The following is an 11,940-nucleotide window of genomic DNA, read 5'->3' on the forward strand; positions in this document are numbered from 1 at the left end:
GCCGTGGCCGTGTCGGTCCGGGTCGGAGCCGGGGCTCGGCCGTGACGACAGCGCGTTCCGCGGCCACCCGCAGACTGCAATGCTGGCCCCTGCGGCACCTACGCGCCGGCCCGTCGGCGGTACGACAAGAGCCCGGCGTGGTCCAGGACGACCACCACGAGCACCACTGCGGTGGCGACCGCGCTGATCGCGAGCAGCGGCATCCGCATGAGCCCCGCCGCAGCCCCCAACACGAACAGGGCCCCGACCCGCGGCCAGGAAAGCCGTCGGTGGATCGCCACCGAGAAGAGGATCCGCCCGACGAGGAACAGCGTCGGACCGCTCAGGATGACGACGACAGTGGTCAGGTCACCGGTCCGCGAGGGGTGGGCGATGCTCAGTTCGGCGCCGACGGCGGTGACGACCAGCCCGGCGATCATCACCAGGTGCACGTATCCGGTGACGACGCCGAGCCGGGACGGGTCGGCGTGTTCGATGGCCGGGCCGAGGCGTTGGCCGGCGGGTGTGACGTAGAGCAGACCGATCAACACAGCGGTGGCGAAGACCAGCAGGAAGGCGGCGGTCTGCGGGAGGTGGAGGTCGGTGCCGGCGTACGAGAGGCCGGCGACCAGTACCAGTTCACCGAGCGCGATGATCATGATTTGTTGGTACCGCTCGGCGAAGTGCTCACCGGCGAGGTGCAACTCCTGTTGGCGGGTCCGGCCCATCAGCGGCGTGGGCCAGCCCAGTCGAGGGCCGGTGAGATCCAGGGCGAGGGCGAGCAGCCAGAGCGGCACCCGCCAGTCCGGCAGGAGCCCACCAGCCAGCCACGGTACGGCGGAGACGCTGAACCAGCAGAGGATCCGCAGCGTCCGGCGCTGCCTCGGATGACCACGTAACGCGAAGGTGGTGACCACACCCCGGGCGATGTGCACCGAGACGTACGCACCGGCGAAGAGCAGACCCCTCCCGTCCAACGCCTGCGGTATCGCCACCCCGACCAGCAGGGCGCCCAGCGCCGACGCGACCAGCAACCACCGCACCGCGGGGCTCTCCGGGTCGTACCAGTCGGCGAACCAGGTCGTGGGCACCCAGATCCACCAGATCCCGGTCAACAGCAGGGCGGTCCGCAGCGCGCCGGCCACGGTGAGGTCGTGCAGCAGGTGCTCGGCCAACTGGCTGAGAGCGAGCACGAACGCCAGGTCGAAGAAGAGCTCCAGGAACGAGGCGCTCAGTGGTGAGTCGCTTCCCCGCAGCAGCCGGTCACCTCGGCTCGCCATCGGCGCTCCCCCCGGTGGCACACACGCCCTGCGTCCGTCGTACCACCCGAAGCCGGCCGCCGGAGGCGAAAGTGGGGTCAGCGGCGGACGCCGACCCCCGCGTACCCGTGTGCGTCGACGGTCTCCGGCTCACCATCCGGTCGCCACCGGGGGGTGGCGACCAGGCCCGGCTCAACCAGGTCGTACCCGGCGAAGAAGCGTGCCGTCTCGGCGCGCGTGCGGGGCACCAGTGGGGCGCTGCTGTTGCGGTAGACGGCCTGGCCGCGCTCGGCCAGCGCCGGCGGGATGCCGTCCAACGTCAGGTGGGACACCACCAGGTGACTGCCGGGCGCGGTGGCGTCGCGCAGCCGGGCGACCGCCGCCCACGGGTCGTCGTGGTCCGGCACGAAGTGCAGCACCGCGAGGAGCAGCACCGCCACCGGCTGGTCCAGGTCGAGGGTGGCCCGCACATCCGGGTGGGCCAGCAGCTCGTCCGGCCGTCGCAGGTCGCCCTGAAGAACCGCAGTGCTGGGTACGCCTGCCAGCAACTGCCGGGCGTACGTGACGGCCACCTCGTCGTAGTCGACGTAGACCACCCGCGCGTCGGGTGCCACGGCACGAACCACCTCGTGCACAGCGTCCTGGGTGGGCAGCCCGGCTCCGATGTCCAGGAACTGCCGGACGCCCTGCTCGGCGGCGTACCGGACGGCCCGGCGCAAGAAGTGCCTGTTGGTCTGTGCGGCGACCCCGGTCTCCGGGAAGATCTCCAGCACCCGGTCGGCGGCGGCCCGGTCGGCCGGGAAGTTGTGGCTCCCCCCGAGGAAGTAGTCGTACATCCGGGCGACGTTGGGTGTGGTGGTGACGTCAGGCGCCGGCTGGTCGGTCATGTGAGATCCCTTCGGCGGGGGTGGATCTCGATGTCTAACACCCGCGGCGACGACCCGCTGCCCCCTCGTGTCGTTGATCCGGCAGCGCCCATGGTCGTCGCTGACCACGGTGGGGGCACCGACTCAACGAGGAGGTAAGCCGATGACCGCTCAGCGCGAAACCGTGCAGGTCGACCACGACCTGTTCCGCGCCGTGTACGACTCGCCCGCGTCACTGCCCGGCCGACACCGCTGGACCACCCCGGAGGCGGACGTCCGGCGGTTGGAGAAGCTGCTCGGCATGCCGGCGCGCAGCATCGGGGCGCCGCTCTGGGTCAGCGGCGACGAACCGGACTGCCCGAAGTGCGGCCGGCGGGTCACCTGGTACGACATCGTCTCGTCGGCGCTCTCCGGGCTGCACGACAAGGCCATGATCGCCACGGTCATCCTCGGCGAGCGCAAGTACGTCAACACCGAGATCCCCGATGCCATCGCCGGCGTGCGCTGCTCCGACTGCCACACCGCGATCGACGGCCTGCGCAGCTTCAAGTGCCACAACTGGGCGTACGCCTTCGAGGCGCTGGAGGCCGTCCGCGAGCGGATGGCCGGCGGTCCCGTGCCGGCCTGAGCCGGGCAGCTCAGTCGGCCGAGCGGCGGGTGGGGCGGCGGCCGGGCGGGGAGGCTGGTTCCGGCCCGGGGTCGGGCACCTGCGGCATCGGCACGGTGACCGCCTCGGCACCGGTGATCCGTATCGACTCGCCGTGGTGCCACACCTCGACCTCGGTGTCGGAGGCGGCGTCGGGCAGTTCGTAGCGGGCCTCGGTGGGAGTCAGCGTGACCCGCAGCCGGTGGCCGCGCCACCGCAGGCTGAACGCCAACCGGTCGATCCGACGCGGCAGCCGCGGGTCGAACGAGAGCACCCCGCGGTCGTCACGCAGCCCGCCGAAGCCCTGCACGAGTGCCAACCACGCGCCGGCCAGCGAGGCCAGGTGCAGTCCGTCGGCGGTCTTGTCGCCCAGGTCCGCCAGGTCCTGGCGGACCGACTCGGCGAACAGGTCGTACGCCAGGTCCAGGTGTCCGACCTCGGCGGCCAGGACGGCCTGCGGCGCGGCCGACAGCGACGAGTCGCGGACCGTGCGGGCCTCGTAGTAGGTCAGGTTGCGGGCCTTCTCCGCGGCGGTGAACTCACCGGGGCAAAGCTGCATGGCGAGCACCAGGTCGGCCTGCTTCACCACCTGCTTGCGGTACAGCTCCAGGTACGGGAAGTTCAGCAGCAGCGGGTAGTCGTCCTCGCCGGTGTTCGCGAAGTCCCACTCGGGCTGCTCGGTGAAACCGGCGGCCTGCTCGTGCACCAGGCGCTTGTCGTCGTACGGAACGACCATCGCGTCGGCGGCGGCCCGCCAGCCGACCACCTCGTCGTGGTCCACGCCGAACCGGCCGGCCAGATCGGGGTGACGCTCGGCGGCGTCCGCCGCGCCCCGCAGGTTGCGCTTCGCCATCAGGTTGGTGAAGACGTTGTCGTCGACCAGCGCGGCGTACTCGTCCGGGCCGGTCACCCCGTGCAGGTGGAAGTCGCCAGTGTCGGACCAGTGGCCGAAGCCGTGCCAGAGCCGGGCCGTCTCCACCAGCAACTCCAGCCCCGCGTCGGCGAGGAAGCGCTGGTCGTCGGTGGCCGCCAGGTAGCGCAGCACCGCATCGGCGATGTCGGCGTTGACGTGCAGCGCGGCCGTGCCAGCCGGCCAGTAGCCGGAGCACTCCCGGCCGCCGACGGTGCGCCACGGGAAGGTGGCGCCGGTCAGCCGCAGCTCGCGGGCCCGCTCCCGGGCCTCCGGCAGGTGCGCGTGCCGCCAGGTCAGCGCCGAACGGACCACCGCCGGGGCCAGGTAGGTGAGCACCGGCAGGACGTAGCTCTCGGTGTCCCAGAGGACGTGCCCGTCGTAGCCGTTGCCGGTCAACCCCTTGGCCGAGATCGTCCGGTCCGAGTCCGGCCGACCGGCCTGGATCAGGTGGAACATCGCGAACCGAACCGCCTGCTGAAGCTCCTGATCGCCGTCGAGCTGCACGTCGGCGACCTGCCAGGCCGCGTCCAGGGCGGCACGCTGGTCAGTCAGGAGTGCGTCGAAGCCGTCCGCGCGGGCCGCGTCCGCCTCGGCCGAGACCAGGGCGGCCAACTCGTCGGCGGGTACGCCGTCGACCGTTGCCCACTCGTACGCGGCGAACTTCGTCAACCGCAGCCGCTCCCCCGGAAGCAGGCGACCCGTCACGGTCAGCCGTACCCGGTCCGGGGTGCAGTCGCCGGTGGTGGTGATCGTGTCCGGTCCGTCCACGAGGTGACTGACCGCGACCGCCACGCGCTGGCCGCTGCGCTCGGTACGGTGCACCAGCACCCCGTCGAGGCCACTCGCGTCGTACGACTCGGCGGTCAGCGGGTCGGTGGGCACCGAGGCCGCTCGGGGGTCGTCGGAGCGCTCCGGCACCTTCTCGTTGGCCAGCAGGTCCGAGCAGACCCGCAGCTCGACGGGGGCGTCCAGCGCCTCGACCTCGTACCGGACCGCGGCCACCGGTCGGCGCGGCAGGGACACCAGTCTGGTGCTGCGGATCCGCACCCCCTTCCCGGAAGGGGAGATCCACTCGGTGTCCCGACGCAGCACACCGGTACGCAGGTCGAGCACCCGTTCGTGGCTGCGCAGCGTCCCGGTCCGGATGTCCAGCGGCTCGTCGCCGACCCAGAGCCGGATCAGCGCGGCGTTCGGGGCACTGATGACCGTGTCACTTTCCTGCGGAAACGCGTACCCCTCCTCGGGGTAGCTCAGCTCGCGTCGCTCGTGCAGGCCGTTGACGTAGCTGCCCGGCATCCCGCACGGCGCGCCCTCGTCCAGGACACCGCGCCATCCGACCCACCCGTTACCCAGCGCGAAGATCGACTCGGTCTCGCCGAGCCGGTCCAGATCGGCCGCCGTACGCCGGATCCGCCACGTTTCGTCGGCCTCCGTCCCGGCAGCGGGCGGCGGTTGGTCGGTGGCCGAACTGGTGTGCACGAAGCCTCCTGTGGATGCCGACGTCCCTGACCAGCCAAGCAGAGCCGGCTGTACGAATGCTGGACGAAGGTCGTGCCGGCGGCCCGACCTTCGACAGCGGCGATGCCCTGTGCCGCGTTCCTAGGGTGTCTCCAAGGTGAACGGGGTATGAACATGGAGTGAGGTGAGGCATGGCCGACAACGGCAGCATTGACGTTCCGGAGATCAGCGCCGAGTGGTACCGCGACGTCGTCGACGCCGCTGCCGCCAGCCCAGAGCCGGTGCAGTGGTTCGTCGGGCACGCGACCGAGGGGGTGATCCTGCTGCTCGGCGCGCTACTGCTGATCGCCGCGCTGGGCCGCCGCTCCGGCGGCCCCCGCGACCGGGCACTCGCCCTGATCTCGCCGCTGCCTGCCCTCCTGGCGTACGTGGGCAGCGAATGGTTCAAGACCGTGGTGGACGAGGATCGCCCCTGCCGGACGGTCGGCCGGGCGATCATCGCGGGTGCCTGCCCACCCCCGGGTGACTGGTCGTTCCCCAGCAACCACGCCACGGTGGCCGGCGCGCTGGCGGTCACCACGCTGTTGCTCTCCCGGCGGCTCGGACTGGTCGCGCTGCCACTGGCCGCGCTCGGCGCCTTCTCCCGGGTCTTCGTGGGGGTGCACTACCCGCACGACGTCATCGCGGGCGTGCTGTTCGGCGCTCTGGTCGCCGTGGTGGCAACCCCGCTGCTGGCCCGACCCACCACCGAGTTGCTGCGTCGCCGCACCCGAACCCCGATCCCCAAGCTGGCCGGCCGCCCGAACCCCTGACCCGCCAGGCGCTGGGGGATCAGAGTGACAGCAGGAGTGCGCCCGCCGTGCCCAGCAGGAGAAACGGGCCAAAGGGCAGATGCGTGTTCCAGTGCGCCCGGCGGGCGGCGAGCAGACCCACGCTCAGCAGCGCGGACAGCCCGAAGGCGAGCAGCAGCCCGAGTACCAGCACCGGCCAGCCGTACCAACCGAGCAGGGCTCCCACGCTGAGCGCCAACTTGGCGTCGCCCAGCCCGAAGCCACGACGCCCGAGCAGCAGCGTGGTGCTGGCGAAGAAGAGCGCCAGCCCGACGCCAGCAATGACCGCCCGCAGCCAGTGCCCCGGCTCGGCGTCGAGCGCGGCGACGCCGAGCAGGAGCCAGGTCCCGGCAGCCGCCGGCAGGGTGAGTCGGTCCGGTAGGCGGTGCACGGCCAGGTCGACGAGGACCGCCGGGATCGTCCAGCCCAGCCACCAGGCCAGCGCCGGCAGCGCCCCGCCCGAGGAGCCGGCCAGAGCGAGCAGCAGCACCACCGCGGCGAGCACTGCCACCTCGACCACGCCGGGAGGCGGGCCGACCCGCGTCCGGCAGCGACCGCACCGGGCCGTCGGACCGAGCGCCGGCCAGGGCCGGGTCAGGCCGATCGGCGCGCCGCAGGCGTCACAGCCGGTCCGGCTGGGCATGCCCGGGGGTACGGCGTAGCGCAGCGCGGCCATCCGCATCAGCGGGACGACCGTGAGGATCGCGAGCCCCGTCGACAGCCGGGTGCGTGCCGCCGCCGAAACGCGGTCCGTCGTGCCGCCGGTCGGTGGGGCTGCCGGGCTCCGATCGGGTGGGTTCTCCCGACCAGGGACGGCTGCCGGGGGGCCGGTCAGCGCCATGTCGCCTCCGCTACGCCCCTGCGCTGCACCGTGAAGGTGAACACGGATCGTGACTGGACGATCGCCACGGTGTGGCGGATGGCGCAGAAAGCGACAGTCTCGCCCGGTCGCCGTGGGGCACCGTCGAGCTGATCCGGGCCGGACATCTCGTCAAACGAGGCGGACCCTCGACAGGCCGGCGACGCCCCTGGGATGCCGGGATCAAGCCGCGATGTCCCACTCCTGGGGACGACGGCGGGGCATCGGCGACCCAGCCCGCCCCGGCGACGCCCGATCTCCGACGGCCCCTCGCCCGGCCATTGCCCGGTGCGCAGTGCGGACACCCACCACCACCACCTGTCATCACTCAGAGTGTTCGGTTGAATTGCCTCTGTTGCATCGGCGAGCGTCAGCCTATGCTCGCCCCTTGGGTGTGACGCAAGCCTCACCTCGACAACCGGAAGACACAGGACCTTGCATTTGTAGAAGATCCGTAACGGTGAATGCAGAAGCGCAATGAACAGCTCCGGATGTGCTGATCCGGGCGCGTTTCCGCATGCCCGACGGCGGTGACCCCTCACCGCTTCGGGCGACCACGAGGAGGCTCGACGGTGCGCGGACGGCAGCTCAGACGAGCGGCAATCTGCCTGCTGGCGGTCGTGGCGGCAGCGCCGCTCACCGCCTGCGCCAGCGGACGGGAGTCGGTCGAACGACCGGCGGCACCCCGTGCGGACGAACAACGGACCGATCCCGAGATTGATCGGCAAGCCGCCGAAAAGGCGGCACTTGACGCGTACTCCGGTTATCTCGCAGCCTCGCGGACGGCGAGCGGGCGTAGCGATCCACGGGCGCCGGAACTCACCCGGTATCTCGCTGATCCACTTCTCACTCGGGTCCAATTGTCCATTCGCGACGCTAAGGAGCACGGCGCTATGCGTACCGGGACGGTGAAGTCCGACCCGACCGTGATCGCGGTCAGCCTGGACGCGAAGCCGGCCACCGTGGAGATCCAGGACTGCCTGGACACGACCGGCTACCGGCTGGTCTACGCCAAGGACAAGCGCGTGGTCCCCGGCAGCGGAGGCGGCAGGCACTTCTCCACCGCCACCGCGACCCGGTATCCCGACGGGCGCTGGCTGATCAACTCTGGCACGACGCACCGGGACCAGCCGTGCTGACGTCCGGAGCACGCTCACGCCACGCTGGCACATCCTGGCGGGCCTTCGCCGGGGTCGGCCTCGCCCTCCTGCTGGTAATCGGCGCGACCCCGCCGGCAGCCGCCACCGCTGGACGCGCCGACCCGGGGGCCAACTGCCCACCGGACCAGCCGGACTGCAACGTCTGGGACGACGAGCCCGGCAACCCGGGCGACCCGGGCGGCGGCGGTGACGACGGTGGTGGAGACGACGGCGGTGGTGGCGGTGGTGGCGTCTGCCGATGGGACGGCCGGACGGTCCCCTGCTACGACGAGTTCAAGGGCTGGTTCAACAGCGGTGACGGCTGCTACTACAAGTTGTCAGCGCCCCAGCGTGAGGCACCCGAGGGTCAGCAGTGGTACGTGCAGACCTGCAACGGTGGCGCGGACGTGGGCAACCAGACCGAGGTGTTGCTGGACGAGCCACCGGCCGGCTTCGGCGCACCACCCAATCCGGAGGAGTTGGCCCGTCGCGCCCTCGCCTCGATCAAGTTGCTGCCGGCGCCCCTGAAGGTCGCACCCCGCAAGAACATCGGCCCCGGCCTGGTCGGCCTGCCGGTGTGGCTGTGGGCGAACCCGGGCGAGGACTACTTCGGCCCGCTGACCGCCAGTGCGACCGACCGGAACGTGACCGTCGAGATCACAGCGGCGGTCAGCCGGATCGTCTGGGACATGGGCAACGGCGAGAAGATCACCTGCCATTCGGCCGGCACCCCGTACGACCCGAAGAACGAGGACCTCGCCGGCCGCGAGTCCCCGGACTGCGGCGACCCCGACGGCTACCCGAAGGCCGACGAGTACACGATCAGCGCCACCACGCACTGGACAGTGACCTGGCGTGGCGGCGGCCAGACCGGAGAGATCCCGGTGACCCGCCGCAGCGGGAACGTACAGATCCAGATCAACGAACTCCAGGTGGTGACCCGGTGAGTGAGCCGATTGTGCGATCCCCGCGAACGGAGATGACCCAGTGAGCCTCGCGACGCGCAACGGCACCCCACCGGTCGACGCGCCGGTCACCCCGCCGACCGTGGTCCGGCAGCGGCGGGTACGCCCCGGGCTGCTCGGTCTCGCCGTACTCCTGATCGCCCTCGGTGGGCTCGGGGCGGCGTTCGCTGTCACCTCGGTCCGGGCCACCGGCAGCTACCTGGCGGTGGCCCGACCGGTGGAGGTGGGTCGCGAGATCAGCGCCGCCGACCTGGTCAGTGTGCAGGTCGCCGGTGGTCAGGGATTGCGCCCGGTGCCCGCCGGGCGGCTCGACGAGGTGGTCGGCAAACGCGCCGCGGTGGCGCTGGTCCCGGGCACCCTGCTCACGCTGGGGCAGGTCACCGACGACCCGTTGCTCGGCCCCGGCCAACAGCAGATCGCGCTCGGCCTGAAGACCGCCCAGGTGCCGGCCCGCGAACTGCACCCCGGCGACAAGGTCCTGCTGGTGAGCACGCCGGACCGCAGCAACACCACCGGGGACGCGGCAGCCGCCGCCGGCACGAGGTTCTCGGCCACCGTCATCGACATGGTCAGCCCGGCAAACAACGACAAAGTCCTGTACCTGGCGCTGGTCACCCGCGACGTACCGGCGGTGGTGGCGCTCGCCGCACAGAACCGGCTCGCCGTCGTGCTGACCGAGACGGCCTGAGCATGGCGATCATCGCGCTGGTGTCAGCGAAGGGCTCGCCCGGCGTCACGACGTCGGCGCTCGCCTGCGCGCTGACCTGGCACCGACGGCTGGTCCTCGCCGAGTGCGACCCGGCCGGCGGCTCGATCCTCGCCGGCTACCTCGGCGGTCAACTGGACGGGCCACGCGGCCTCGGCGAGTTGGCCGTCGGGGAGCTACGCGACGGCAACCTGGAAACCGCGTTCTGGTCGCAGCTCGTCGACCTGGACGCACCCCGCCGGGAACGACTGCTGCTGCCCGGGCTCGTCGACCCCGCCCAGGGCGGCAGTGTCACCCCGCTCTGGCAACGCTTCGCCGACTACTTCGACGCCCTGGACCGTGGCACCCCCGGCTACGACGTCCTGGTCGACTGTGGTCGGCTGCACGTCAACGGGCCGCCCTGGCCGGTGCTCCGGGCCGCGTCGGTGGTGCTCCTGGTGACCGGGGCGCACCTGCCGGACCTCTCCGGCACCCGCGCGGTGGTCACCGCTATCGAACGGGACTTCGCCGAGCACCGGGTGCCGCCGGGCACCCTGCGGCTGCTGCTGGTCGGTGATGGTCACGGGCGAGCCGAGATCAGCCGCGCCCTGAAACTGCCGGTGATCGCACGGCTGCCGCAGGACCCGCGTACCGCCGGGGTGCTGGCCCTGGGTGGAACCGTGCGGGCCGGACGGCCGCTGATGCGCGCGGCCAGCGCGCTGGAGGTGCCGATCGGCGCGCTGCTGGAACGACGGCGCGCCCGGTTGGCGTGGCCCGTGCAGCAGGGGGTGCCGGATGCGGTTTGAGCCGGTCTCCGCCGACCCCCGTCAACAGCCACCAGGCGTCACCTCCACCGCGCCGCCCCTGGCCGGCCCGAACGGCCGGCACCAACAGCACGGGTCGGTGCCGCAGCCGCAGCCCACGGCCACCGCGCAACCGGAACTGGCGCCCCGACCGCGGATGGACTTCCAGGTGGTCCGGGAGCTGCGTCGGGAACTCACCGAGCGGCTCACCCTGTGGCAGCGTGGCCGGGAGTTCACAGTCGACGAGGAGGACACCGAGCGGGCCCGACTCGCCGTCATGGTGGTCGCCGCATACGCGGACTCCGTACGCCGGGCCGGCACTCCGATGGCCGCCGGCGAGGAACGACTGCTGCTCGACCAGGTGACCGCCGAGCTGGTCGGGCTCGGCCGGCTACAGACCCTGCTGGTCGACGACACCATCGAGGAAGTGCACATCCTCGGCTGCGACCAGGTACGCATCACCCGGCACGGCGGCGGGGTCGACTGGGCCGAGCCGATCGCCGACAGCGACGCCGAACTGGTGGAGATCCTGCAGGCGGCGGCCCGTCGGGCGGGCGCGACCGAGCGGTCCCTGTCCACTGTGAAGCCCACCCTCGACCTGCAACTGCCCGACGGCAGCCGGCTGGCGGCGGTGTTCCTGGTCAGCCACCGTCCGTACGCGGTGATCCGCAAGCACAACACCCTGGACGTGGGCCTGGACGACGTGGCGGGCGCCCGGGGTGACCTGGACGAGATGATCGACCCGCTGCTGCGCGACTTCCTCCGCGCGGCGATGCGCGCCGGCCTGAACATCATGGTCGCGGGCTTGGCAGGGGCCGGTAAGACCACGATCATCCGGGCCCTGATGAACGAGATCCCGCCGGACGAGCCGTACGTGCTGCTGGAGGAGAGCCGCGAGCTGCTACCGGCCCGCCGCCGGGAGCGACACCGGGCGGTGATGAGTTTCGAGGCCCGGGAAGGGCACGGCGAGCGCGGCTTCGACGGCCGCCCGGCCGGCGAGGTGACCATCGCCGACCTGATCCCGCTGTCGCTGCGGATGGGTGTGCTGCGCATCATCGTGGGTGAGGTGCGGTCCCGGGAGATCGTGCCGATGCTCCAGGCGATGACCACCAGCCGTGGCTCGATGTGCACCATCCACGCCCGCACCGCTGCCGGGGTGGGTGAACGGATCGTCGAGTTGGCGCTGGCGCACGGCCGTGAGATGACAGTCGACCAGGCCCGCCGGATGGCCGGCAACGCCCTCGACCTGATCGTCTACGTCACCGTCGAGGACGAGACCGCGATCGGCGGACGTAAACACCGGTTCGTCTCGCACGTCGAGGAGGTGATCGGGGCCGGCGAGGCCGGTCGGATCACCACCACCACCGTCTTCGGGCCCGGCCCGGACGGCCGCGCGGTCCCGAGGCACCTGCCGGAGCGGGTCCGTGACCAACTGCTGCGGGTGGGGTACGACGTACGGCTGCTGACCAGGTGGATCGAGGCCGGTGCCGGTGCCTGGCGGCGACCCCGGCAGACCCGACTGGCCCGGCGGTGACGTG

At 71.8% G+C, this 11,940-nt stretch carries 11 protein-coding genes; 7 read left to right on the forward strand and 4 right to left on the reverse strand.

Annotated features, from left to right (window positions below; all coding sequences use genetic code 11):
- Nucleotides 1-98: 98 nt before the first annotated feature.
- Entirely contained in the window at nt 99-1,259 is a 1,161-nt protein-coding gene (locus tag FHU34_RS00200) for a low temperature requirement protein A (protein ID WP_145778129.1), read from the reverse strand.
- A 77-nt stretch (nt 1,260-1,336) separates the two neighbouring features.
- Nucleotides 1,337-2,125 (reverse strand): SAM-dependent methyltransferase, encoded by a 789-nt coding sequence (locus tag FHU34_RS00205; RefSeq protein WP_145778130.1) that lies wholly within the window; start codon nt 2,123-2,125, stop codon nt 1,337-1,339.
- Nucleotides 2,126-2,267: 142 nt separating this feature from the next.
- On the opposite strand from FHU34_RS00205, the gene FHU34_RS00210 reads away from it, so the two are divergent.
- Nucleotides 2,268-2,732: a hypothetical protein gene (locus tag FHU34_RS00210; RefSeq protein WP_145778131.1), complete on the forward strand. Its 465-nt coding sequence runs from the start codon at nt 2,268-2,270 to the stop codon at nt 2,730-2,732.
- Nucleotides 2,733-2,742: 10 nt separating this feature from the next.
- Here FHU34_RS00210 and FHU34_RS00215 read toward each other — a convergent pair whose 3' ends face one another.
- Nucleotides 2,743-5,142, reverse strand: a complete 2,400-nt coding sequence (locus tag FHU34_RS00215; protein WP_145778132.1) for a glycoside hydrolase family 65 protein — start codon at nt 5,140-5,142, stop codon at nt 2,743-2,745.
- 170 nt (nt 5,143-5,312) lie between these two features.
- On the opposite strand from FHU34_RS00215, the gene FHU34_RS00220 reads away from it, so the two are divergent.
- Complete coding sequence (locus FHU34_RS00220) at nt 5,313-5,933, forward strand: phosphatase PAP2 family protein (RefSeq protein ID WP_145778133.1); 621 nt, start codon at nt 5,313-5,315, stop codon at nt 5,931-5,933.
- Between the two features lie 19 nt (nt 5,934-5,952).
- Here FHU34_RS00220 and FHU34_RS00225 read toward each other — a convergent pair whose 3' ends face one another.
- On the reverse strand, nt 5,953-6,792 hold the full coding sequence (locus FHU34_RS00225; protein ID WP_145778134.1) for a prepilin peptidase: 840 nt from the start codon (nt 6,790-6,792) through the stop codon (nt 5,953-5,955).
- Nucleotides 6,793-7,382: 590 nt separating this feature from the next.
- Here FHU34_RS00225 and FHU34_RS00230 point away from each other — a divergent pair.
- Genes FHU34_RS00230 through FHU34_RS00250 form a run of 5 tightly spaced genes read left to right on the forward strand, consistent with a single transcriptional unit; the run spans nt 7,383 to nt 11,936 of the window.
- Nucleotides 7,383-7,949 (forward strand): hypothetical protein, encoded by a 567-nt coding sequence (locus FHU34_RS00230; protein WP_145778135.1) that lies wholly within the window; start codon nt 7,383-7,385, stop codon nt 7,947-7,949.
- Nucleotides 7,943-8,896: a hypothetical protein gene (locus FHU34_RS00235; protein WP_425280507.1), complete on the forward strand. Its 954-nt coding sequence runs from the start codon at nt 7,943-7,945 to the stop codon at nt 8,894-8,896. Before FHU34_RS00230 ends, FHU34_RS00235 begins: the two co-directional genes overlap by 7 nt.
- A gap of 40 nt (nt 8,897-8,936) precedes the next feature.
- Nucleotides 8,937-9,602 (forward strand): SAF domain-containing protein, encoded by a 666-nt coding sequence (locus FHU34_RS00240; protein ID WP_145778136.1) that lies wholly within the window; start codon nt 8,937-8,939, stop codon nt 9,600-9,602.
- A 2-nt stretch (nt 9,603-9,604) separates the two neighbouring features.
- On the forward strand, nt 9,605-10,405 hold the full coding sequence (locus FHU34_RS00245) for a CpaE/TadZ family protein (protein WP_145778137.1): 801 nt from the start codon (nt 9,605-9,607) through the stop codon (nt 10,403-10,405).
- Nucleotides 10,395-11,936, forward strand: a complete 1,542-nt coding sequence (locus tag FHU34_RS00250) for a TadA family conjugal transfer-associated ATPase (protein WP_145778138.1) — start codon at nt 10,395-10,397, stop codon at nt 11,934-11,936. The genes FHU34_RS00245 and FHU34_RS00250 overlap by 11 nt, the downstream gene beginning before the upstream one ends.
- The last annotated feature ends 4 nt before the right edge of the window (nt 11,937-11,940 follow it).

The organism is Micromonospora taraxaci (assembly GCF_007830095.1).
Lineage (GTDB): Bacteria > Actinomycetota > Actinomycetes > Mycobacteriales > Micromonosporaceae > Micromonospora > Micromonospora taraxaci.